Source organism: Mycolicibacterium arseniciresistens, from assembly GCF_030519285.1.
GTDB classification, from domain to species: Bacteria; Actinomycetota; Actinomycetes; order Mycobacteriales; family Mycobacteriaceae; genus Mycobacterium; species Mycobacterium arseniciresistens.
On the sequence record NZ_JAUMSQ010000077.1, the window covers coordinates 1 to 21,989 of the forward strand.

Sequence of the window (21,989 nt, forward strand, 5' to 3'; positions counted from 1 at the left end):
CGGCACCGCCCGGCGCTGGAGGCGCTGGCGCCGGCGTCCGACGAGCGGCTCGAGGGCGATCCGACGGCGCTGCCCGACGGTCTGCTCGACCAGCTGTGGTGGCCGACAGACCAGCCGGGCCGCCGGGAACCCGCGACGCAGGACGCCGTTGCCGCTCAGGCCAGCATGTAGCCGCTCATGAAGCGCGTCATCCGGCGCAGGTAGTCCGGCTGGCTGACGTGCAGCAGGTGGTTGCCGGGAAACCAGTGGAACGCACAGCGATCCCAGTGCTCCCACAGCATCTCGGCCTGTTCCGGCGGGGCGAGCCGGTCACCGAGCCCGGTGATGATGAGCCGGCGTTCCCTCGGCACCAGCGGGCGGTAGTTCAGCGGCGAGGAGTACCGGGTGGCGGCCTCCGCGATTTGTGGGTCGGTCTGTGCGACAGCGCGATTGAGGGCGACCAGCTTGTTGGCCGGGAACCACTCGTCGACCGTGCGATCGGGCGTCACGACGGGAACGTTCGGGATCACCACCTGGATCCGCTCGTCGACCGACGCGATGAGCGCGGAGGTGTAGCCGCCAAGGGAGATACCGGTCAGCGCGATGCGGTCGACACCGGTGAACTCGAGATAGTCCAGCAGCGAGCGGAAGTCGTGCACCGCCTGGGCCATCGCCTCGGCGAATCCGGCGGCGCCGCCCGCGAAGTAGCCATAACCGCTGAACGGCGACCACTTCTCGGCCCGTCGGCCGTGGAACGGCAGGGTGTAGAGCAGCACGTCGTAGCCGGACCGGTAGAACCAGGGCAGCGACAGGAACAGGCCGTTGGCGAGGTATGCGGAGCCGAGGAAGCCGTGGATGACGCACAGCGTCGGGTGCGGACCGTCGTCGTGGCGCCAGTGCTGCGCGCGGACCACGTTGTTGCGCTCGAAGCCGCTGCACCGCTCCCGCAGCGCCGGGTTCACCGCCTCGAAGCTGCTCCTGAACCTGATGTTGTGCACCCGCCCGTGTGCGATCCACTCGGCGACGGGATTGGCCGGACGCGAGGAGATCCGCGGCGGCTCCTTCGGCGCGGGGAACGACACCGCGGGATCGCGGGCCGCCGCCAGTTCGCCGTAGAACCGCAGGTGCTCCTGCTCGATGCCGGCCTGTTCGGGCCGGAACAGCGATCCGATCACCGACGGCAGCATCGCCGCGCCGACCAGCGACGCCAGACCGGTGCGCAGTGCGATGTCGGCGGCCGCCGACGAGTCGACGATCAGCCGCTGGCGGACGGTGAGATCCTCCCGACGAGGCAGCCCACGGGGGCCGGCGTCGCCACCGGGCACGTCGGGAACGGGGATGGGCGGATCGACCGGGTCGGCGCTGGACGGCTCCACGGCTTCCGATGCTAGCGAAGTGCGAGACTGGCGGACATGTGGAATCCCGACACCTACCTGGCCTTCGCCGACCACCGCGGGCGGCCGTTCTTCGACCTGCTGGCGCGGGTGGGTGCGCGGGATCCCCGCCGGGTCGTCGACCTGGGCTGCGGCCCGGGGAATCTCACGGTCACCCTGACCGAGCGGTGGCCCGGCGCGGTGATCGAGGCCTGGGACAGCTCGCAGGAGATGGTGGACGCCGCCCGAGAGCGCGGCGTCGACGCCCGGGTGGGCGATGTGCGGGCATGGACGCCTGCGCCGGACACCGATGTCGTGGTGAGCAACGCCACCCTGCAGTGGGTGCCCGAACACCGGGACGTGCTGGTGTCCTGGACGCGCGCGCTGGGCGCGGGCGCGTGGATCGCCTTCCAGGTGCCCGGCAACTTCGACGCGCCGTCACACGTCGCGGTGCGCGACCTCGCGAGCAGCGCCGAATGGCGGGAACTGTTGAGTGACATACCGTTCCGCGTCGGCAAGGTGGTCGACGCACCCGCCGGTTACGCCGAACTGCTCACCGAGGCGGGTTGCACCGTCGACGCATGGGAGACCACGTACCTGCACGAGTTGACCGGCGATCACCCGGTGCTCGAGTGGATCACCGGCACCGCGCTGACCCCGGTACGCAGCCGCCTCGACGACGATCAGTGGCAGCGCTTCCGCACCGAACTGATCCCGCTGCTGGACGAGGCCTACCCGGCCACGCCCGACGGCCGGACGTTCTTCCCGTTCCGCCGGGTGTTCGTGGTGGCCAGGGTCGGCTAGCGCTTCTGGTTCAGCAGGTCGAGAACCTGGGCAACCAGACTGTCGATGTCGGCGCCGGTGGTGTCGAGCACCAGATCCGCGTTCTCGGGCGCCTCGTAGGGCGCGTCGACACCGGTGAGGCCCTTGAGCTCTCCGGCGCGGGCCCGCTTGTAGAGGCCCTTCGGATCGCGCTTCTCGCACTCCTCGGGCGGCGTCGACACGTACACCTCGATGAACGGCAGCTTCGCCGCATCGTTGAGCGCGCGGGCGATGTCGCGGTCGGACTTCAGCGGCGACACCAGCGACGCCAGCGCCACCACGCCGGCGTCGGCGAACAGCCGGGTGAGATGCCCGACCCGACGGATGTTCTCGGCGCGGTCACCGGCGGAGAAGCCCAGATCATCGGACAGCCCGTGCCGGATGTTGTCGCCGTCGAGCAGGTACGCGACCTGACCCGACTCGACCAGGGCCCGCTCCACCGCCACCGCGATCGTCGACTTGCCCGACGCGGGCAGCCCGGTGAACCAGATCGTGGCGCCTCGCTGCCCGGTGGCCGTCCACCGGTGGGCGCGGTCGAGAGACGATGGATGCCAACGGATGTCGTTGCGCGTCTGCTCGCCGGGCTTGACCTCCCGCGGCTCGGTGATGGTGCCGGCGCCGACGGTGTCGTTCGTCGTCTCGTCGATCAGGATGAAGGCGCCGCTGTCCCGGTTGTCGGCGTAGGCGTCGGCCACCACGATCGAGCTGGTGCGCAGCGTGACCGAGCCGATGTCGTTGAGCGACAACTCGACCGGGTTGTCGACCTCCTCGAGCGTCTCTGGGTCCAGCCGGCTGTGCAGGGCCTGGACGGTGGCCCGCACCGTCCGGGTGCCCTGCTTGAACGCCAGCCGGTCGCCGGCCCGCAGCGGGGTGTCGCGGAACCAGCACACCGTGCCGTCGACCTCACGGGCCAGCACCGGCAGGGTGGCGTCCTCCTCGCCGCTGACGAAGACGTCGCCGCGGCCGACGTCGATGTCGTCGGCCAGCTCGATCGACACCGACAGCGGCGCGACGGCCACCGGCCGGTCGTCGTCGAGGGTGTCGACCACGGTGACCGTCGACCTGGTGCCCGAAGGCAGGCTCACGACGGTGTCACCGACACTCAGTGTGCCCGCCGCCAGCCGGCCGGTGTAGCGGCGGCGCTGCTCGGCGGTCGGCCGCGACACCCACTGCACAGGGAGCCGCAGCTTGCTCGCCTCCGGTTGTGGCGCAACGAGTTCGACGTTCTCGAGATACTCCAGCAGTGTCGGCCCCTCGTACCAGGGCGTGTTGTCCGAGCGGTGCACGACGTTGTCGCCGAGTTTCGCGGCGATCGGGATGACCGTGAGCTCGAGGCCGCCGAGGCGGGCCGCCACCTGGTGCAGCTCCTCGCGCACCTCCTCGAAGCGGTTGCGGTCGAAGTCCACCAGGTCGATCTTGTTGACCGTCGCCACGAAGTGCTTGATGCCGAGCAGCTTCGCGATGCGGGCATGCCGGTTGGTCTGGCGCAGCACACCGGCGCGGGCGTCCACCAACAGCACGGCGGCGTGGGCATTGGACGCGCCGGTGAACATGTTGCGGGTGTAGCGCTCGTGGCCGGGGGTGTCGGCCAGGATGTAGCTGCGGCTCTCGGTGGAGAAGAACCGGTACGCGACGTCGATCGTGATGCCCTGCTCGCGCTCGGCGCGCAGCCCGTCGGACAGCGCCGCCAGGTCGGCGACCCCCTCTTCGTCCTTGACGGCCTCCAGATGGTCGAGCGGGAGGCTGTCGGTGTCGTGCAACAGCCGCCCGATCAGCGTGCTCTTGCCGTCGTCCACCGATCCGGCGGTCGTGATCCGCAGCAGCTGGCGGGTGACCGGGGTGGTCGGTGCCGACGCCGTCGAAGCGCTCATCAGAAATAACCCTCTCGCTTGCGGTCCTCCATGGCGGCCACCGAGGTGCGGTCGTCGGCGCGGGTCTCGCCGCGCTCGGAGACGGTGGCCGCAGAGATCTCCTCGATCACCTTCTCGATGTCGACGGCCCGCGAGCGCACCGCACCGGTGATCGTCAGGTCGCCGACGGTGCGGTAGCGCACCCATTCGACCGCGGAGGTCTCGTCGCCCTGGGGCTGCACGTACTCCGACACCGCCAGCAGGATGCCGTCGCGGGCGACCACCTCCCGCTCGTGGGCGAAGTAGATCGAGGGCAGCTCGAGGTTCTCCAGCTGGATGTAGCGCCAGATGTCGATCTCTGTCCAGTTGCTCAGCGGGAACACCCGGACCTGCTCGCCCTTCTTGATGCGGCCGTTGTAGAGCGACCACGGCTCCGGGCGCTGTGCGCGGGGGTCCCACTGCCCGAACTCGTCGCGGAAGCTCAGGATGCGCTCCTTGGCGCGGGCCCGCTCCTCGTCGCGCCGGGCGCCGCCGAAGGCCGCGTCGAAGCCACCGGCCTCCAGCGCGTCGAGCAGCGTGCGGGTCTGCTGCCGGTTGCGCGACGCGCCCGGACCCGGATCGGGCACCCGGCCGTTGTCGATCGACTCCTGTACCGACGCGACGATCAGCTTGTGGCCCTGGCCGGTGGTCCGGCGGTCGCGGAACTCGATGACCTCGTCGAAGTTGTGGCCCGTGTCGACGTGCATGACCGGAAACGGCAGCGGCGACGGCCGAAACGCCTTCTCCGCCAGCCGCAGCAGCACGATGGAGTCCTTACCCGCCGAGAACAGCAGCACCGGCCGCTGCAGCTCGGCGACGACCTCCCGGATGATGTGGACGGCCTCGGCCTCCAGTAGGCGGAGTTCGTCGACCCGGAGGTCCTCGATGGTGGCTGTCATGTCGGGAGTCCTTCTCTCTGCGCGTCGGCCTTGTAGCGGTCGACCCATTCGTCGGAGCGCTGATCGGCCTGCCGTTCGAGCACCGGCGACGGCGCCAGCCGGGGGTCGAGGCCGAGTCGTTCCAGGACGTCGCCGACGACCTGGGTGAGGTTGCGCCACAGCACCGGGTACGGCACGTCGACGTAGTCGACGTTCTCCTCGGCGAACCAGGCGTGCCAGCCCTCCTCCTGGGCGCGCAGCATCCTGACGACGTGGGCGATGGCGCCGGCGTGGTACTCGGCACGGGCGTCCCGCACCGGGTCGGGCCTGCCGCGCCAGACCCTGGTCTGCACCGCCCGCCAGAACGACACCGCCTGGGAGATGACGTCGGGCCGGTACACGTGCACCAGCAGCGGGTCGGAGCCGACCACGTCGCGGATCGCCGCGAGCAGGCCGTCACCGGACCGTTCCGGCAGATCTTTGGCGCGGTCCAGCAGCAGCGGCGTCTGGTTCCACATCAGCTTGCCGCCCCAGACGCCATTGGGGGTGCGTCCGACGGTGCGAATGTAATCCCGCCAGATCGTGGCAGGTGCCAGGTCCGGCGTGCCGGCGTCCAGCGGGTCGAGCAACCGAAGAATCGATTCGTCGGTGACGTCGGCGAACCACTCGCGGGGCTGAGGCGCCTGGCTGGTGCGGGGCAGATACTGGAAGAACTCCTGGGGTTCACCGGCGACGCCGGTCGCTCGCAGCGACTCGACGAGCAGCGTGCTGCCGCTGCGCTGCGACGCCAGCACGAGATACGCCGTCGGATGGTCAGGCATGCGCGAGAGCCTAACCGGCGCCGTATTCCGTTGCAGAACCGACTATTTGAATCATCGTGATCCTGACTCTTGTGTGGTGCTGTGCTGATCTTCGATGCCGCGGTCGGCCGCGAGCGCCGACCTGCTGGTGATCCTTCCGCCGTGGATGCGCAGGTATGTCTCGGTGAAGCGCTCGGAGATCCGGGTACCCGCGAAATCGGAGGGAATCACGTCGTTGGTCTTCTGTCTCCAGTCGTGCAGCAACAGGGCGAGATCGTTGGCGACGGCCTCGGCATCCGCCGTCGCGTCGGGACCGAGCAGGTTGTCCTGCTCCGCCGGGTCGGTGCGCAGGTCGTACAGCTCGCGTTGCGGCCGTTCGGAATTCACCAACGGCGCCACCGCCCGGCCGGGTGCGCTCGCGGCGATGTCCCACGGCAGGTCCAGCAGCGGCCGTGCGGCGTAGTTCTCGATGTAGCTGTAGTCCTTGGTCCGGATCGCACGGATGGGGTCGAACGAGTCGTGGTAGGTCTTCGTGGAGTACAGGTGTGTGCGGGTCTGGGAGCCGTCCACCGGCGGTGCGAGGAGGTTCGCCGCGTGGCTCATGCCGTCGACGTCCGCGGGCACCTCGATGCCGAGCAGGTCGAGCAGCGTCGGCACCAGGTCGACACCGCTGAACAGGTCGTCATAGGCCGTCGGCGCGATGCCGGCGTCGCGGGGCGGCCGGATGATCATGGCGATGCCGGTGCCCGCGTCGTAGAGCGTCGACTTGGCGCGTGGCAGGGCGGGCCCGTGGTCGGTCATGAACACCACCCAGGTGCTGCGGTCCAGGCCGGTCTCATCGAGGGTGTCGAGCAGCCGGCCCACCGCGGCGTCGGCCACGGTGATCGAACCATAGAAGTCGGCGAGGTCCTGGCGGACCTCGTCGTTCTCGGGCAGGAAACCCGGCACCGAGACACTGTCGGGGTCGGCGGGGGTGTACCGGTCGTGCGGGTACGGCCGGTGCGTCTCGAAGAACCCCGCGGTGAGCAGGAACGGCCGGTGCGGCGACTGCCGCAGCCAATCGGCGGCGTGATCGACCACGTACTCGCAGAACGAGTTGGACACGTCGAACTCGGTGAACCCGAGCCGGGCCGGGAAGGAGGTCTCGTGCTGCATGCCGAAAAGAGCTGTGTGATAGCCGGTTTCAGCCAGGATGTGCGGCAGGGTGCGGATGCCTGAGCGGTACTCCCAGCCGTGGTGGGCCAGCCCGACGAGGCCGTTGGTCTGCGGGTAGCGGCCGGTGAACAGCGACCCGCGTGAGGGCGAGCACAGCGGTGCGGTGGCGTGGGCGCGTGTCAGCAGGATGCTCTCGGCGGCGAAGTCGTCCAGGCGAGGGCTGGTGACGTCGGGATGGCCGTAGACGCCGAGATACCGGCCCAAGTCGTGCCAGTGCACGATCAGGACGTTGTCTCGACGGGCGCTGTCTCGGCGTGGCTCGGTCACCGGGCTCCTCTCGCTGGTGTGCTGTCACCGCACAGCGTCCGGTGTCGATGCGCAACCGTTTACCTCATCGGAAAAGATTCCACACCCGGCGCCCGTCGGCGCGCCGCGAAGGCGCTACCTCTTGGACGGTGCGGGGCCGACGCTCGGCTGCACGTGGCGTGTCACCCACTGTGCGGCCAGTTTGACCAGGCCGGACTGCGGATAGCGGACGTGCGCGTCGAAATCCTGACCGAGCGAGCAGATCGGGTCGTTGGTGTTGCACAGGTCGGCGGTGCGTGCACCGAACACCGGGCTCATCCGGGTCAGCGGCTGGCCCACCCGCGCCGAGGGGTTGCCGAAGACGGTGATCGCGGCGATGTGCGGGACGACGGCAGCGGGAAGCGGCGCGCTGTAGCCGAGCCCCGCGATCGGCGACGTGGCCACGACATCGATGACCGCCGCGCCCTGCGAGTAGCCGCCGAGGACGATCTTCGTGTCAGGACACTTCGCCGCCGTGGACTGGGCGCGGCGGCTGGCGTCATTCGCGCCGGCGGCCACCTGGACGAAGTCCCACGACGCCGGGTATTCAACGGCGTAGGTGCCGATGGACTTGCCCTTGACCATCGGACGCAGCGCGCCGACCAGCGCCTTTCCGACGACGCCGAGCCCAGGCGGTTCATCGGTGCCGCGCGCGAAGATCACCTCGATGTCGGAACACTTCGGGGCGGCGGACGCCGACGGGGCGGCGGGCATCGCGAGGACGGCGAGCGCGGTCACCGACGTGGCGACCGATGCCGCTCGTCGCGCGAACCGGCTGTCGACGGGCACGGCCTCTCCTTGGTTGGCTGGATCTTGATTTTATACCCAGATTTCACAGGGATCACTCCAGTCACACAATGAGCAGGCCCGACGGTCAGCCCGCGGGGCGCCAGCCGTGCATCGCGGCGTCCATCTGTTTCTCGTCCAGCGGCTCGACGTCGAGGGGTTCCTGCCCCTCGCGCCGGCGCATGCCGTCGAGCAGCAGCGCCACGTACCGCCGCCACAGTCCGGGCTCGACGTGCCCGGCCCACTCGCCCACGGTGCCGGCCAGCAGTCCGAGGCAGGGCACGTCGGTGGGTTCGATGTCGGCCCGCAGGTGGCCGTCGTCGCGTGCCCGCTCGACCAGTTTCGACGTCAGCGGGGCGATCCGCTCGCGGGCGCAGTCGACGCCGTACCCTCCGTAGGCGGTGCTGTAGACCATCTGGCGCAGGCCCCGGTCGGTGGCGGTGAGTTCGCAGAGCTGCTCGACGAACCACACGAAGCCGTCCCACGAATCCTCTTGCTGCAAAGCCGCTTCCGCGAGGGCGACGACCTGCTGGATGCCGTGTTCGAAGATCGCGTCGACGAGTTCCTCTTTGGTCGCGAACCGTCGGTAGACGGTGCCGACGCCGACATTCGCGTGCTGGGCGACGTCGTTGAGGGTGGCCTCCATGCCCTTCGCCGCGAACAGTTCGCGCGCGGCCTCGAGCACGCGCTGCCGATTGCGTTCGGCGTCCTTGCGCAGCCCTCGGCATGGTTTGTCAATCATCACGGTCAGTTTAGTGATCTGCGTAACGGGCGTCCATAAGTGGATTGACGCTATCCACTTAGCGGCTTAGATTGCCCTTCTAGATCAACCGCCGCCAGGTCGCCTGCGGCAGCCACCACCGCGAAAGGGTCGACGTGACCGCAGTCTTCGTGATGCTCAAACGCGTCTGGTTGCCCCTCCTGTTCGTGGTCGCCATCGCGGTCGGCGTCGTCAGCGTGGCCCACCTGCGATCGGTGTTCGGTTCGGACGGCGCGGTGGTGACACCGGTCGGCACCGACACGGCGGACAACTTCAACCCCAAGGTCGTGATCTACGAGGTCTTCGGCTCGGGCGGCACCGCGGTGATCAACTACACCGACCTCGACGGGCTGCCGCAGCGGACCGGCGAGGTGACCCTGCCGTGGTCCCTGCGGCTCGAGACGACGGTGCCCTCGGTGACGCCGAACATCCTGGCCCAGGGCGACGGCGAGTCGATCGGCTGCCGCGTCCTCGTCGACGACGAAGTGAAGGACGAAAGGACGGCTCAGGGCGTGAATGCCGCGACGTACTGCCTGGTGAAGGCGGCATGAGCAACCCCGCCGGGTGGCAGGCGCAAGCCGGCGCCGACGACACCCCGACCGACGCCGTCCCGCCCGCACGGCACGCAGCGCGACCGCGGGTGGCGAGGTTCATCCGCACCTTCGCCGTCCCGATCGTGCTGGCCTGGGTGGTCATCGTCGGCCTGCTCAACACCGTGGTGCCCCAGCTCGAAGAGGTGGGCAAGCTGCGCGCGGTGTCGATGAGCCCCAACGACGCTCCGGCGCTGGTCGCGACCAAGCGTGTCGGCGAGGTGTTTCAGGAGTACGACACCAACAGCAACGTGATGATCGTCCTCGAGGGCGACGATCCGCTGGGCGCGGACGCGCACATCTTCTACGACGAGATGATCCGCCAGTTGCGTGCCGACACCACCCACGTCCAGCACGTCCAGGACTTCTGGGGCGACACGCTGACCGCGGCGGGCGCGCAGAGTGTCGACGGCAAGGCCGCATACGTGCAGGTGTACATCGCAGGCGATCAGGGCGAGGCGCTGGCCAACGAGTCGGTGGAGGCGGTGCGCGCCATCGTCGCCGGCGTGCAGCCGCCGCCCGGCGTGCAGGCCTACGTGACGGGTCCGGCGGCCACCACCACGGATCAGAACGCCGTCGGCGACGCCAGCATGAAGACCATCGAGGCGCTGACCTTCGCCGTCATCATCGTGATGCTGCTGCTGGTCTACCGGTCGGTGGTCACCATGCTCGTCACGATGGTGATGGTGGTCATCGGCCTGCTGTCGGCCCGGGGCATCGTCGCCTTCCTCGGCTACCACGACGTCTTCGGGTTGACCACCTTCTCGACCAACATGGTGGTGACGCTGGCGATCGCCGCCGCCACCGACTACGCGATCTTCCTGATCGGCCGCTACCAGGAGGCCCGCCGATCCGGCGAGGACCGGGAATCGGCGTACTACACCATGTTCCACGGCACGGCGCACGTCGTGCTGGCGTCCGGACTGACGATCGCCGGAGCGACGCTCTGCCTGCACTTCACCCGGCTGCCCTACTTCCAGACCATGGGCATCCCGCTGTCCATCGGCATGGCGATCGTCGTCGCCGCGGCGCTGACCCTCGGGCCGGCACTGATCTCGATCACGAGCCGGTTCGGTCGCGTGCTGGAGCCGAGGCGGTGGGGACGATCGCGCGGATGGCGCAGGGTCGGCGCCGCCACCGTGCGTTGGCCCGGTGCGGTGTTGGTGATGGCCGTCGTGCTGGCGCTGGTCGGACTGCTGACCCTGCCCGGCTACCACACCACCTACAACGACCGCATCTTCCAGCCCGACGACGTGCCCGCCAACATCGGCTACGCGGCGGCCAACCGGCACTTCTCCGAAGCGAAGATGAATCCCGAACTGGTGATGGTCGAGGCCGACCACGACCTGCGCAACCCCGCCGACTTCCTGGTGATCGACAAGATCGCCAAGGCGATGGTCCGCGTGCACGGCATCGCGCAGGTGCAGACGATCACCCGCCCGGACGGCAAGCCGGTGGAGCACGCGTCGCTGGCCTACACCATGAGCCAAAGCGGCACAGGGCAACTCATGAACAACGACTACCAGCAGCGGGTGTTGGAGAACACCTTGAAGCAGGCCGACGAGATGCAGGTGACCATCGACTCCATGGAGAAGATGCAGTCGATCACGCTGCAGATGGCCGACGTCACCCGGCGGATGGCCGACAAGTTCAACAACACCTCCCTCACCGTCGCCGAGGTGCGCGACCACCTGGCCGACTTCGACGACTTCTTCCGCCCGATCCGCAACTACTTCTATTGGGAGCCGCACTGTTTCGACATCCCGATCTGCTGGTCGCTGCGGTCGATCTTCGACAGCCTCGACGGCATCGGCGCGCTCTCCGACGACTTCCAGGAGCTGGTGCCCGACATCGAGCAGCTCGCTGATCTGACACCGCAACTGGCGGCGCTGATGCCGGCGATGATCCAGACGATGAAGAACCAGAAGCAGATGATGCTCAACCAGTATCAGGCGCAGAAGGCGCAGCAGGACCAGAACATGGCCACCCAGGAGGACGCCACCGCGATGGGCAAGGCGTTCGACGCCGCCCAGAACGACGAGAACTTCTACCTGCCGCCGGAGGCGTTCGAGACGGCGGACTTCCAGCGCGGCATCAAGCTGTTCCTCTCGCCCGACGGCCACGCCGTCCGGTTCACCGTCTTCCATCAGGGCGATCCGCTGACCGAGGAGGGCACGTCGCACATCGAGCCGCTGCGCATCGCGGCGGCGGACGCGATCAAGGGCACCCCGCTGGAGGGCTCGACCGTCTACATCGGTGGCAGCGCAGCAATGTTCAAGGACATGCAGCAGGGCGCCGACTACGACCTGCTGATCGCCGCCATCGCGGCGCTGATCCTGATCTTCCTGATCATGGTGGTGCTCACCAGGGCCGTCGCCGCCGCAGCGGTGATCGTCGGCACCGTGGTGCTCAGCCTCGGCGCCTCGTTCGGCCTGTCAGTGTTGTTGTGGCAGCACCTGATCGGGATACCGCTGCACTGGATGGTGCTGCCGATGTCGGTCATCGTGCTGCTCGCGGTCGGCGCGGACTACAACCTGCTGCTGGTGTCCCGGATGAGGGAGGAGATCCACGCCGGACTGAGCACCGGCATCATCCGGTCGATGGCCGGGACGGGCTCGGTGGTGACCGCCGCGGGACTGGTGTTCGCCTTCACGATGATGTCCATGGCGAGCAGCGAGCTGATCGTCATCGGTCAGGTCGGCACCACCATCGGCCTCGGGTTGCTCTTCGACACCCTGGTGGTGCGGTCGCTGATGACACCGTCGCTGGCGGCGCTGCTCGGGCGCTGGTTCTGGTGGCCGCAGAACGTTCGGAGGCGACCGGTACCGCAACGCTGGCCGAGCCCGCGGCAGGTCGACGCGTCCGCAAGGGATGTGCCCGAGAACGCCCTGCCGTGATCAGGGCAGCAGCCGCTGCAGCACTCCCTTGGAGACCTCCTCGGGCCGGTACTGCTCCGCTGCGTAAGAGCCGATCGCGAGGATGCCGCCGGTGAGTGCGGGTACCGCCCACTGCAGGATCTTCAGCTGCTTCTGTGCCGCGGCGACGTCGGGCGGGGTGGCCGCGGCGGGCGTGGTGCCGTCGGCGGCCGGTACCGCGCGGTGCTCGGAGACCTTCTTGCCGAGCACCCTGCTGTAGCCCGTGACGCCGAGCGCCGCGGCGGTCAGGGCGATCTTCGTGGCGGCCATGGATGGTACGCCCTGCTGGGCCCGCATCCGGCCGAGGTCGTGCTTGAGCAGGCCGACGGCGCCGGCGAGATGGACGCCGATCGCGGCCGCATTGACCGGGGTCCAGCGGTCCCAGCCGGCATTGGCGACGGCGCCGACGCGGGACGGGTCACCGCCGGCCGAGGCGGCGGCATTGAGGGCGACGGCGTTGGCGAGGGTGCCGCCGAACCAGGCCGCCAGGCCGAGATCGTGAAGTTGGTGCGAAAGCGTGGCGCGAGCCATGTGAACTCCTGGAGACGTCGAGCGGGCGAAGTGCCCGCCTCATACCCCGGGCCCTGCGCGCCAAACGACGACGCCGCCGCCGTCCTCAGCGGTGCGTCTCAGGGGTGGTAGGGCACACCGACCGCCCGGAACACCCACTCCGGCGGCACATCGAAGGCCAGCGTCCGCGCGGGCAGGCGCTCCAGCACCTCGCCGGGGATGTCCTGCTTGTAGTACAGCGACAGGCTGCCCTCGCAGCGGGGGTCGACGGCCGCGATGTCGACGTCGAGTTTCAGGCCCGAATCCGAGATCTCGGCGGTCACGGCGCCGGACTGCGGCGCCGACCACGGCTGGTCGATGGTGCGGCCCGCGAGCTTGGGCACCGTCGAGAGCGTCGCGAGCACCCGTTCGTCGGTCAGGGCGAGCGAGCCGGTGTAGCTGGCGACACTGCCGGTGGCTCGCGCGCCGGGTATCGACCCGGTGAAACGCCGCGTCACCGGCACGTATTCGGCGAGGAGGAGCACACCCTCGGACTCGACCTGGGCACGGAGCTCACCTGGCAGTTTTCCGATGCGGAGCAGCTTGCGGACGAATACGGCCATCTCTGCACGGTAGCTCAGCCGCGGGGAATGCCGAGAGCGCTGTAGACGAACTTGGGTGGCACATCGAAACCGATGGTTCTGGTGGGGATTCGGGTGAGCACGTCGGCGGGCAGCGCGGTCTTGTAGGTCAGCGAGAACTGGCCGGAGAATTCGGGGTGGACGACGGCGAGGTCGGGGATCTCGAGAAGCAGGCCCGCTTCGGACAGGGTGCCCGCGACCATGCCCCTCTGCACGGCGGTCCACGGCTGGTCGACCGACCGCCCGGCCTTACCCGGGATGGCCGACAGCGTCGCGAGGACGCGTTGGTTGGTCAGCACGAGTGCGCCGCCGTAGCCGCGCACCAGCCCGACCGACCGCCGGCCCGGCACCTGACCGGTGAACCGCACCACCGCGCCGAGGAACTCCGCGCAGAAGATGACGCCCTCGGCCTCGACCTGCGTGCGCATGTCGTCGGGAAGTTTGCCGATGCGGAACAACTTGCGTAGCAGCGCCATGATCAAAAGGTAGCTGAGCGTGCCGCGTGATACAGCTGTTGGGATGAACAGACGCACGCTGCTCATCGGTTCGGCCCTGGTGGCCGTCGCCGGTTATGCGGCATTGTGGCTGGGCTTCACGCAGGGCCGGCCCTGGCAGGACGCCATGGATTCGGCCGCGCTCGACCCGCTGTACCGGTTCGGCGCGGCACACCCCGCCTGGGTGACCGGCTGGGACGTGTACTGCACGGTGGTCAATCCGGTGGTGATCCGGATCCTGTCGGTGTTCGTGATCGTGTGGGCATTCGTGCGGCGGCGCCATCGCCTCGCCGTGTTCCTGGTGCTCTCCGTCGTGTTGAGCGGCCTCGTCACCGAGCTGGCGAAGGCCGCGGCCGACCGCCCGCGGCCGTCGGGCGCCTTGGTCGCCGCGCACTCCACGTCGTTCCCTTCCGGGCATGCGCTCGGGCTGATGGCCATCGTGCTCGCGGTGCTCACCGTCGTCTGGCCCTCGGTGCGGCCGCGGCTGCGCATTCCGCTGGCGGTGCTCGGCGGCCTGATCGTGCTGACCATCGGCGCCGCTCGCGTGGTGCTCAACGTCCACCACCCGTCCGACGTGCTCGCCGGGTGGGCCCTTGGGTACGCCTGGTTCGTGCTGTGCCTGCTGCTGGTGCCGCCGCGGGTCAGGGTAGCGGACGAAACACCTGCAGCGCCCGGTAGCGAACGCTGAAACTCGCCTCGTCGTAGACGGTTCCGATTTCGCCGTCGCGCGCCAGCTCCGTCGGCCCGTCCACCGCGGTGAAGGAGAACTCGGGCACCCGCATCTCGTGGTAGAGCGGGCTGCGGGTGAGCCGGCCGAGCATCAGCGCCGCCAGGATCCGCAACCGGCTGAAGGGCCGGCCGGTCTCCAGGATCCGCACGTCCATCAGGCCGTCGTCCATCTTGTGCCGCCGGGCGGGGGCGAAGCCCGACGGCAGGTATGTCGAGTTGCCCAGGAAGAACAGCGATGTCTGCAGTGTGTGGTTGTCGTACTCGATGCGCACGGGCACGCCCCGGCGCAGCGTGTAGAACATCGCGTAGACGCCGGCGAGCGGTTTGCCGATGCGGTGCTCCAGCTTCTCCCGGGTCTGGACGAACATCGGGTACGCCCCGATGCTGGCCGTGTTGATCACGATGTCCTTGTCGTTCAGGCACACCAGGTCGACACACGAGACGGTGCCTCGCTGGATGGTGTCGATCGTCTTGGCCACGGTGTCGCAGCCGATGTCCCTGGCGAAGTGGTTGAAGGTCCCGCCGGGGAACACCGCGAGCGGCATCCCGAGTTCGACGGCGATCTCGGCCGCGCACGACACCGTCCCGTCACCGCCGCCGACGGCCAGCACCTCGGCGCTCTCGGCGGCCGACCGCAGCACCGTCTTCAGGTCCTCGTCACCGCTGAGTTCGACGATCTTGGCCTGGGGGAGTGCTTCGCGGACCTCGTCGACCACCCGGGCTCCCGTGCCGCTGCCGGACGCCGGGTTGATCACCAGCACCACGCCGGCGCCGTCGGGACGCGGATCGGTGTGTACGCGCAGCGGTGCGGCCGTCGGCATCTTGGTCGGGACCGCGGTCGGCACGATGCGCCCGCCGAGGACGGCGAGGCCGGCCCCGAGGCCCAGCCCGGCCAGCACGTCGCCCGGGTAGTGCGCTCCGACCGCGATGCGTGACATGCCGACGAGGCCGGCGAGCAGCGCGAGTCCCAGTCCGACCGGTGGGCTCTCCAGGCCGACGCCGACCGCGAAGGCCGCCGCGCTGGCGGAGTGACCCGAGGGCAGCGAGTTCGACGTCGGGAACCGCCGGGACCGCCGGGCCAGCGGCACCACGATGTAGTTGGGGCGGGCCCGCTTCCAGATCTTCTTCGCGCCCTGGTTGGTCACCAGGCTGGTCACGCCGAGCGTGAGCAATCCGCGGGCGGCGCCGCGTTTCGCCGAAGCGCTGCCGAACGCCCCGATCGCGGCGGCGAGCGCGAACCACAGCTTCGAATGGTCCGCCGCCCGCGTCAGCCGCGGCATCACGGCATCGAGCAGCGGGCTGGGGGATTCGGCGATGGCCTCGAAGACCTCGCGGTCGAGTGTCCCCAGGCCACGGCCGATCTGGCGGAGGCCTTCGCGGCGGCGGCGGAGCGGCAGTTCCATGGCTTCAACGTAGCCGCTGCCCTTGACAACAAAACCTGTCAAGGGAAGGCTGGCGGACATGTTGGACGTCGAGGTGATCGCGGACCCGGCCGCGGCCGTCAGCGCGCTCGACCCGATCCGCAGCCGGCTGCTCGCCGAGCTCACCGAACCCGCCTCCGCGGCGACGCTGGCCACCCGGGTGGGCATCACCCGGCAGAAGGTCAACTACCACCTCAAGGCGCTGCAGGAGCACCGGTTGGTCACCCCCGCGGGCGAACGCCGCTGGGGTGGGCTGACCGAACGCCTGATGATCGCCACCGCCTCGTCCTACGTGGTCTCACCCGGCGCCCTCGGTCCCGTCGCCGCTGACCCCGACCGTGCGGCCGACCGGCTCTCCGCCGGATACCTGATCGCCGTCGCCGCACGCACCGTCCGTGAGGTCGGCGACCTGTGGCGGTCCGCCCGTGCCGCGGACAAGCGCCTGGCGACACTGACGATCGACACCGCGATCCGGTTCCGCTCGCCCGCAGACCGGGCGGCGTTTACCGAGGAGGTGTCCGCCGCCGTCGCCACCCTCGTGGCGCGCTACCACGACGAGACCGACCCACGCGGCCGTACCCACCGGGTGCTGCTCACCGCCTATCCCGCACCGAAAGAGGAGAATTCCCATGCCCGTGAGAAGTGACGATTCCGGCCGCCGCTGGGTCGAGATGGAACTGCTCGTCCCCGGCACCCCCGAACAGGTGTGGGAGGCCATCGCGACCGGCCCCGGCAACAGCGCCTGGTTCACTCCCACCACCATCGAGGAGAAGCAGGGCGGGGACATCGAATTCGACTTCGGTGGCGGCGTCACCCAGCACGGGACCGTGACCGGCTGGGAACCGCCGTACCGCTTCGCCTACGAGGAGCGCGACTGGAGTTCGACCGTCTCGCCCGGCCCGCTGGCCACCGAGATCACGGTGACCGCCCGCTCGGGTGACCGCTGCGTGATCCGGATGGTGCACAGCCTGTTCACCGAGAAGGACGACTGGGACGACGAACTGGAGACCTTCGAGCAGGGCTGGCCCGGATTCTTCGAGGTGCTCCGCCGCTACCTGCAGCACTTCGCCGGCGCGCCCGCCGCAGCGGTGCACGCGATGGTGCCGTTCACCGGCGACATCCGTCCGGCCTACCGCCGGCTCACCGACGCGCTCGGCCTGTCGGCCACCGATGTCGGCGATCGCTGCCAGACCACCGGGGAGACACCGACATTGGCCGGAGTGGTCGATCTCGTCCACCAGGATGCGGCGCTGCGCGACGTGATCGTCCGGCTCGAGCAGCCCGCGGCGGGCCTCGCCGTGTTCGGCGGCTTCACCGCCGGTCACCACGGCCGGATGATGATCACGATCTACTTCTACGGTGCCGGGGCCGCCGACGCGGCCGCGGCCGAACAGCCGAAGTGGTCGGCGTGGCTGGCGGAGTTGTTCGCCGATCAGGCGGTTGCGACCTGATCGTGTCCGAACGTTGACAGGACCGAGAGCGGCGGCGTCGACGATGGGTGTGTGCGCCGGTTGTCGATACTGCTCTGTGCGGCGGCCGTGCTCTCGGTGTTCCCGGCGGCGCCCGCAGTAGCGGCGGCGCCGTGGTTCGCCCGCTCGGTCGGGGCCGCCACCCAGGTGATATCGGTTGTCGGCGTTGGTGGTTCGAAGGCGAAGATGGACGTCTACGAGCGCACCGCCGCGGGCTGGCAGCCGGTCGGTGCCGGAATCCCGGCGTTCATCGGCGCCAACGGAATGGCTCCGCAGACCCACGACGGACAGATGAAGACGCCGATGGGGGTGTTCACCCTGGACTTCGCCTTCGGCACCGAACCGAATCCGGGCGGTGGGCTGAAGTACGTCCAGGTCGGACCGGATCACTGGTGGGACGGCGACATGAAGAGCCCCACCTACAACACGATGCAGGTGTGCAAGAAGGACCGCTGCCCGTTCAACACCTCGTTGGCCAGCGGCACCGAGAATCTCCAGATCCCGCAGTACGCACACGCCGTGGTGATGGGGGTCAACAAGGCCCGCGTGCCCGGCAACGGCGGCGCGTTCTTCCTGCACAGCACCGACGGCGGACCCACCGCGGGCTGCGTCGCCATCGACGACGCGACGCTGGTGCGGATCATGCGCTGGCTGCGCCCCGGCGCGCTGATCGCCATCGCCCAGTAGGGCACCGGCGACCGCTGTCTACAGGTGCAGTGCGCGGCCTTTCTTGAGCTTGAAGTCGAGGTTCTCCAGCGACATGCTCGCGTCATAGGTGCGGTCGTAGCCGGTGGCGCTGATCTTCCAGCCGTCGGGCGTGCGCCGGTAGCGGTCGCGGTAGAACGCCGCCCCGATGAGCATGAAGTTGAAGTCGGCCGCGATCACCCGGTCCTGTAGATACCAGGTGCCCGACGCCTCGTCGCCGTCGACTGTGATCTCCGGGTGGCTGACGCGGTGCTCGGTGACGATCTCCGGCCCCAGCGACGTGCGCATGAACTCGACCAGACCGTCGCGGTCGGTGAAACGGTGATCCTCGCCGAGGGATTCGCCGTAATCACCGGCGACGTCCTCGGTGAGAGTGCCGGCGAACGTTTCCCAGTCCTTGGTGTCCAGCGCCCGCAGATAGCGGTACTTGACCTGCTTGATGTCGTCGATGTCACCCATGGGCTGACTGTACGGATGCAGTCAGCCCCCTGGTCGCAGGACCCTCCAACAGCGTGCCGTCCGGCGCGAACCGCGACCCGTGCAGCGGGCATTCCCATGCCTCGTCGGCGTCGTTCCAGTTGACGATGCCGCCCAGGTGCGGGCACACCGGCGACACTCGGTGCTCCACCCCGTTCACCCGGCACCTGGCTTCCAGGTCCCACGGCGGCCCGCTCACCACTCCGCCGGATTGCGGCGAGCGGTCCCCCATCCGGGTGACCGGCGTGATCCAGCCCTTGGCCAGGTTGAACCCGACCTCGAGGTTGGCCTGCAACGCCTTCGGGATCCCGGACAGCTCGTGCGGACTCCAACTTGCGAAGGCATCCGCCCAGTCCATCCGGCCGCCGAGTATGCGTCCGGACAGCGCGAGTGCCGCGGCGACTCCGTTGGTCATCCCCCATTTGTCGAAACCCGTTGCCACGAATATCTTGTCGTCGCCGGGCAGGATCGGCCCGACGTAGGGCAACTCGTCGGCGGGTGTGTAGTCCTGTGCGGACCAGTAGTGGGTCTGCATGGCGCCCGGGTAGTGCTGCTTGGCCCAGGAGTCGAGTTCCTGCACCGACGACGACGGGCTCTTCTCGCGGCCGACGGGATGGCCGGCCCCACCGACGATCAGGCGGTCGCCGTCGGGGGTGGGTGCATAGCGCACCGACCGGGTGGGCGAGTCCACCGAGAGGTACATCCCGCGGGTGAGGGTGCCGGGCACCTTATAGGCCATGCAGTAGGACCGCTGCGGCTTGAGCCGGGCGAAGAATCCGCCGCGGTCGAGGATCGGGATGCCGGTCGCCAACACGCACTGCTTGGCGTGCACGTCGAATTCCTCACCCGCCGAGGTGCGCACGCTCAGCGCGAGGCCGTCGCCGTGCCCGGACACCCGCTGCACCCGTGTGCTCTGCACCAGCCGGCCGCCGCGTTCGTCGAGTTCGACCACGAGGCTGTCCAGGTACGGCATCGGATCGAACTGGGCCTGATTGGCAAGGCGCACACCGCCGTTGAACTCGAACGGCACGTCGGCGTCGTCGACCCAGTCCGCGGCCAGCCCGGCGGCCTGACAGGCCTCGAGTTCCTGACGCGCGGAACTGACGCCCTTCTCGGTCTGGGCGTAGGTGTAGGCGTCCTCGCGCTGCACCGAGATGCCGCGCGCCTCGCAGTATCCGAGCAGCCATTCCTGCCCCTCACGATTGCCCTGGGCGTACATCTTCGCGATCTTCGGCCCGTGCTTGCCGACGATCTTCGACATCTTGCTGCCCTGGAGCATGCTGATCTTCGCGGTGGTGTTCCCGGTGGCCCCCGCGCCGACGGTGAACGCCTCGAGCACCAGGACGTTGCGGCCGGCGCGCGCCAGCAGTACGGCCGTGGTGAGGCCGGTGATGCCCGCACCGACCACCACGACGTCGGCGTTGCGGTCGAAGTCGGAGGACACCGACGAGGGGTGTGCTGCCTGTTGCACGCGGTCGGCGAGCCAGAGTGACGTCATGGACGTGAGATACCCAGCGGCGCTGCGGCCAAACGCGCCCGTCCCGGCCGCAGATCGGTTGCCGCACGCGCGTCAATTACCGGTGGCACTGCGAGTGGAGGGTTGCTGGAGACGTCAAAACCGTGCTGGCCGAACGCGGTTGGCGCAGCTCAGCGCGGAGTGTCTGACGGCCGAACCGGATCCGGGACGCTAGGGTGTGGGGCGTTATGAGCGACCCCCTGGGGTTGTCGATCGGCACCACCAACCTGGTTGCGGCGCGAGTCGGCGACCGACCCGTGACGCGCCGTTCGGTGCTGACCCTGTTCGGCGACCGCACGCCGCAGGTCGGCTCAGCGCTCGAGCACGGGGTGGCCGGACCGGGTGTGGTGCTCAGCGGCTTCGTCGAGCGGGTCGGTGATCCGGTGCCGCTGGTGGCTGCCGACGGCTCGTCCTACAAGGCCGAGGCACTGCTCGTCGAGGCGCTCGACGCGATGGTGGACGTCGCCGGAGCGACCGGATCGCCGGAACTCTCGATCGCCGTCCCCGCGCACTGGGGCGCCTCCACGCTGTGGGCGCTGCGCAGCGCATTGCGCACCAACCCGCGGTTCGCACCCGGGGGCACACCGGTGCGGCTGGTGCCCGACGCCGTGGCGTCGCTGTCCGCGCTGAACGCCGAGCCGGGATTGCCGTCGCAGGGCGTGGTCGTACTGCTCGACTTCGGTGGCAGCGGCACGAGCATCACCCTGGCCGATGCGGGCGCGTTGTTCGAGCCGATCGACGAGACCACGCTGATCGCCGACTTCTCCGGCGATCAGCTGGACCAGGCGTTGCTCACCCACGTGCTCGACGGCGTGGCTGCCGCGGGGGGCACGGACCCGGCCGGCACGGCGGCCGTCGGGTCGCTGAGCCGGTTGCGGGACGAGTGCCGGGCGGCCAAGGAGCGGCTGTCGGCGGTCACCGTGACCGAGCTGCCGGTCGAGCTGCCCGGTTACGGCTCGACGGTGCAGGTCACCCGCGCCGAGCTCGACGGCATGGCCGACCTGCCGCTGACCGGCGTGCTCACTGCCCTCGACAATGCATTGGCGCGCAACAGGATCGGATGGTCGAACGTCTCCGCACTGGTCACCATCGGTGGTGGCGCGAGCATCCCGCTGATCACCCAGCGTCTCTCGGAGTACTCACGGGCGCCGGTGGTCACCACGCCGCAGCCGGCCCTCGACGCCGCGGTGGGCGCCGCACTGTTCGCCGCCTACGGGCCGACATCGGATGCGCAGACCGGCGTGGCGCCGACGGTCGTCGTCCCGCCGGTGGTCGAGGAGGCCGCGGCGGATGCGCCCGGCTCGGCGACGTTCCGGGCGCTCGCCTGGTCGCAGGACGACGACGGCGCCGGCGAACCCGTGCCGTACAGCGGGGGCGACGCCTACGACAGCCCCTACTCCAGTGGCTTCGACAGTGGGTTCGAGAGCGGCGCGACCGGAGCGCGACCGCCGGTGCAGTACGTGCCCGGCACCGGACCGATCGAACAGCGCCGGCCGTGGCTCGGTCTGCCGCAGATCGTGATCGGCCTCGCGGCGGTGGTGGCACTGGTCGCGGTCGGCGGTGTGGCCTACGGGCTGACCAGCTCCAGCAGCACGACACCGAGCACGCAGGTGGAGACGACGCGGGTGCCGGCCAGCGCGCCACCTCCGCCCCCGAGCGAGCCTCCGCCGCCGCCGGCGCTCACGGTGGTCAGCGAACCTCCTCCGCCGCCACCACCCCCGCCACCCACGACGCAGCCGCCCGCGCCGCCTCCTCC

General features: G+C 69.4%; 21 protein-coding genes. 8 read left to right on the forward strand and 13 right to left on the reverse strand.

Annotated elements, in window-relative coordinates:
• Positions 1-155: 155 nt before the first annotated feature.
• Complete coding sequence (locus tag Q2100_RS12860; protein ID WP_302914364.1) at positions 156-1,355, reverse strand: alpha/beta hydrolase family protein; 1,200 nt, start codon at positions 1,353-1,355, stop codon at positions 156-158.
• A 36-nt stretch (positions 1,356-1,391) separates the two neighbouring features.
• Here Q2100_RS12860 and Q2100_RS12865 point away from each other — a divergent pair, with 36 nt between their 5' ends.
• Positions 1,392-2,156 (forward strand): trans-aconitate 2-methyltransferase, encoded by a 765-nt coding sequence (locus Q2100_RS12865; RefSeq protein WP_302914365.1) that lies wholly within the window; start codon positions 1,392-1,394, stop codon positions 2,154-2,156.
• Here Q2100_RS12865 and cysC read toward each other — a convergent pair.
• The 6 genes from cysC to Q2100_RS12895 all read right to left on the reverse strand — a co-directional run bounded on the left by cysC (position 2,153) and on the right by Q2100_RS12895 (position 8,769).
• Complete coding sequence (gene cysC / locus Q2100_RS12870; protein WP_302914366.1) at positions 2,153-4,045, reverse strand: sulfate adenylyltransferase subunit CysN; 1,893 nt, start codon at positions 4,043-4,045, stop codon at positions 2,153-2,155. The genes Q2100_RS12865 and cysC overlap by 4 nt on opposite strands.
• A complete protein-coding gene (gene cysD, locus Q2100_RS12875; RefSeq protein WP_302914367.1) occupies positions 4,045-4,962 on the reverse strand; it encodes a sulfate adenylyltransferase subunit CysD in 918 nt (305 codons plus the stop codon). The genes cysC and cysD overlap by 1 nt, the downstream gene beginning before the upstream one ends.
• Positions 4,959-5,762, reverse strand: a complete 804-nt coding sequence (gene stf0 / locus Q2100_RS12880) for a trehalose 2-sulfotransferase (protein ID WP_302914368.1) — start codon at positions 5,760-5,762, stop codon at positions 4,959-4,961. The genes cysD and stf0 overlap by 4 nt, the downstream gene beginning before the upstream one ends.
• Before the next feature lie 51 nt (positions 5,763-5,813).
• Positions 5,814-7,223: a sulfatase family protein gene (locus tag Q2100_RS12885; protein ID WP_302914369.1), complete on the reverse strand. Its 1,410-nt coding sequence runs from the start codon at positions 7,221-7,223 to the stop codon at positions 5,814-5,816.
• Positions 7,224-7,337: 114 nt separating this feature from the next.
• Positions 7,338-8,030, reverse strand: a complete 693-nt coding sequence (locus tag Q2100_RS12890; RefSeq protein ID WP_302914370.1) for a cutinase family protein — start codon at positions 8,028-8,030, stop codon at positions 7,338-7,340.
• An 85-nt stretch (positions 8,031-8,115) separates the two neighbouring features.
• Positions 8,116-8,769: a TetR/AcrR family transcriptional regulator gene (locus Q2100_RS12895; protein WP_264011225.1), complete on the reverse strand. Its 654-nt coding sequence runs from the start codon at positions 8,767-8,769 to the stop codon at positions 8,116-8,118.
• Positions 8,770-8,921: 152 nt separating this feature from the next.
• On the opposite strand from Q2100_RS12895, the gene Q2100_RS12900 reads away from it, so the two are divergent.
• Entirely contained in the window at positions 8,922-9,338 is a 417-nt protein-coding gene (locus tag Q2100_RS12900) for an MmpS family transport accessory protein (RefSeq protein WP_264011272.1), read from the forward strand.
• Positions 9,335-12,274 carry an MMPL/RND family transporter gene (locus Q2100_RS12905; RefSeq protein ID WP_302914371.1) on the forward strand — a complete coding sequence of 980 codons (2,940 nt, stop codon included), beginning with the start codon at positions 9,335-9,337 and terminating at the stop codon, positions 12,272-12,274. The genes Q2100_RS12900 and Q2100_RS12905 overlap by 4 nt, the downstream gene beginning before the upstream one ends.
• Here the strand turns inward: Q2100_RS12905 and Q2100_RS12910 are convergent, their stop codons facing one another.
• From Q2100_RS12910 to Q2100_RS12920, 3 genes are all read right to left on the reverse strand, one after another.
• Positions 12,275-12,823, reverse strand: a complete 549-nt coding sequence (locus Q2100_RS12910) for a hypothetical protein (protein ID WP_264011227.1) — start codon at positions 12,821-12,823, stop codon at positions 12,275-12,277.
• A 98-nt stretch (positions 12,824-12,921) separates the two neighbouring features.
• A complete protein-coding gene (locus tag Q2100_RS12915) occupies positions 12,922-13,404 on the reverse strand; it encodes a hypothetical protein (RefSeq protein WP_302914372.1) in 483 nt (160 codons plus the stop codon).
• A gap of 14 nt (positions 13,405-13,418) precedes the next feature.
• On the reverse strand, positions 13,419-13,898 hold the full coding sequence (locus Q2100_RS12920) for a hypothetical protein (protein WP_328518122.1): 480 nt from the start codon (positions 13,896-13,898) through the stop codon (positions 13,419-13,421).
• 43 nt (positions 13,899-13,941) lie between these two features.
• On the opposite strand from Q2100_RS12920, the gene Q2100_RS12925 reads away from it, so the two are divergent.
• Complete coding sequence (locus Q2100_RS12925) at positions 13,942-14,604, forward strand: phosphatase PAP2 family protein (RefSeq protein WP_302914373.1); 663 nt, start codon at positions 13,942-13,944, stop codon at positions 14,602-14,604.
• On the opposite strand, the gene Q2100_RS12930 is transcribed toward Q2100_RS12925, so the two are convergent.
• Entirely contained in the window at positions 14,558-16,048 is a 1,491-nt protein-coding gene (locus Q2100_RS12930) for a bifunctional phosphatase PAP2/diacylglycerol kinase family protein (RefSeq protein WP_302914374.1), read from the reverse strand. The genes Q2100_RS12925 and Q2100_RS12930 overlap by 47 nt on opposite strands.
• Positions 16,049-16,106: 58 nt before the next feature.
• Here Q2100_RS12930 and Q2100_RS12935 point away from each other — a divergent pair, with 58 nt between their 5' ends.
• Genes Q2100_RS12935 through Q2100_RS12945 form a run of 3 tightly spaced genes read left to right on the forward strand, consistent with a single transcriptional unit; the run spans position 16,107 to position 18,222 of the window.
• A complete protein-coding gene (locus tag Q2100_RS12935; protein ID WP_302914375.1) occupies positions 16,107-16,712 on the forward strand; it encodes a winged helix-turn-helix domain-containing protein in 606 nt (201 codons plus the stop codon).
• Positions 16,696-17,517, forward strand: a complete 822-nt coding sequence (locus Q2100_RS12940; protein ID WP_302914376.1) for an SRPBCC family protein — start codon at positions 16,696-16,698, stop codon at positions 17,515-17,517. Before Q2100_RS12935 ends, Q2100_RS12940 begins: the two co-directional genes overlap by 17 nt.
• Positions 17,518-17,568: 51 nt before the next feature.
• Positions 17,569-18,222 carry a L,D-transpeptidase family protein gene (locus Q2100_RS12945; protein ID WP_302914377.1) on the forward strand — a complete coding sequence of 218 codons (654 nt, stop codon included), beginning with the start codon at positions 17,569-17,571 and terminating at the stop codon, positions 18,220-18,222.
• 18 nt (positions 18,223-18,240) lie between these two features.
• Here Q2100_RS12945 and Q2100_RS12950 read toward each other — a convergent pair whose 3' ends face one another.
• Both Q2100_RS12950 and Q2100_RS12955 read right to left on the reverse strand, forming a co-directional pair.
• On the reverse strand, positions 18,241-18,699 hold the full coding sequence (locus Q2100_RS12950; protein WP_302914378.1) for a nuclear transport factor 2 family protein: 459 nt from the start codon (positions 18,697-18,699) through the stop codon (positions 18,241-18,243).
• On the reverse strand, positions 18,692-20,215 hold the full coding sequence (locus tag Q2100_RS12955) for an FAD-dependent oxidoreductase (protein ID WP_302914379.1): 1,524 nt from the start codon (positions 20,213-20,215) through the stop codon (positions 18,692-18,694). The genes Q2100_RS12950 and Q2100_RS12955 overlap by 8 nt, the downstream gene beginning before the upstream one ends.
• Before the next feature lie 206 nt (positions 20,216-20,421).
• Here Q2100_RS12955 and Q2100_RS12960 point away from each other — a divergent pair.
• On the forward strand, positions 20,422-21,989 hold a 1,568-nt coding region (locus tag Q2100_RS12960), incomplete at its 3' end, for an Hsp70 family protein (RefSeq protein ID WP_302914380.1).

Bases quoted from the DNA above. Each gene is read 5' to 3' on its own strand.
- Q2100_RS12865 (WP_302914365.1), top strand. From the start codon at position 1,392: ATGTGGAATCCCGACACCTACCTGGCCTTCGCCGACCACCGCGGGCGG.
- cysC (WP_302914366.1), bottom strand. From the start codon at position 4,045: ATGAGCGCTTCGACGGCGTCGGCACCGACCACCCCGGTCACCCGCCAG.
- cysD (WP_302914367.1), bottom strand. From the start codon at position 4,962: ATGACAGCCACCATCGAGGACCTCCGGGTCGACGAACTCCGCCTACTG.
- stf0 (WP_302914368.1), bottom strand. From the start codon at position 5,762: ATGCCTGACCATCCGACGGCGTATCTCGTGCTGGCGTCGCAGCGCAGC.
- Q2100_RS12895 (WP_264011225.1), bottom strand. From the start codon at position 8,769: ATGATTGACAAACCATGCCGAGGGCTGCGCAAGGACGCCGAACGCAAT.
- Q2100_RS12900 (WP_264011272.1), top strand. From the start codon at position 8,922: ATGCTCAAACGCGTCTGGTTGCCCCTCCTGTTCGTGGTCGCCATCGCG.
- Q2100_RS12905 (WP_302914371.1), top strand. From the start codon at position 9,335: ATGAGCAACCCCGCCGGGTGGCAGGCGCAAGCCGGCGCCGACGACACC.
- Q2100_RS12910 (WP_264011227.1), bottom strand. From the start codon at position 12,823: ATGGCTCGCGCCACGCTTTCGCACCAACTTCACGATCTCGGCCTGGCG.
- Q2100_RS12915 (WP_302914372.1), bottom strand. From the start codon at position 13,404: ATGGCCGTATTCGTCCGCAAGCTGCTCCGCATCGGAAAACTGCCAGGT.
- Q2100_RS12920 (WP_328518122.1), bottom strand. From the start codon at position 13,898: ATGGCGCTGCTACGCAAGTTGTTCCGCATCGGCAAACTTCCCGACGAC.
- Q2100_RS12925 (WP_302914373.1), top strand. From the start codon at position 13,942: ATGAACAGACGCACGCTGCTCATCGGTTCGGCCCTGGTGGCCGTCGCC.
- Q2100_RS12930 (WP_302914374.1), bottom strand. From the start codon at position 16,048: ATGGAACTGCCGCTCCGCCGCCGCCGCGAAGGCCTCCGCCAGATCGGC.
- Q2100_RS12935 (WP_302914375.1), top strand. From the start codon at position 16,107: ATGTTGGACGTCGAGGTGATCGCGGACCCGGCCGCGGCCGTCAGCGCG.
- Q2100_RS12940 (WP_302914376.1), top strand. From the start codon at position 16,696: ATGCCCGTGAGAAGTGACGATTCCGGCCGCCGCTGGGTCGAGATGGAA.
- Q2100_RS12950 (WP_302914378.1), bottom strand. From the start codon at position 18,699: ATGGGTGACATCGACGACATCAAGCAGGTCAAGTACCGCTATCTGCGG.
- Q2100_RS12955 (WP_302914379.1), bottom strand. From the start codon at position 20,215: ATGACGTCACTCTGGCTCGCCGACCGCGTGCAACAGGCAGCACACCCC.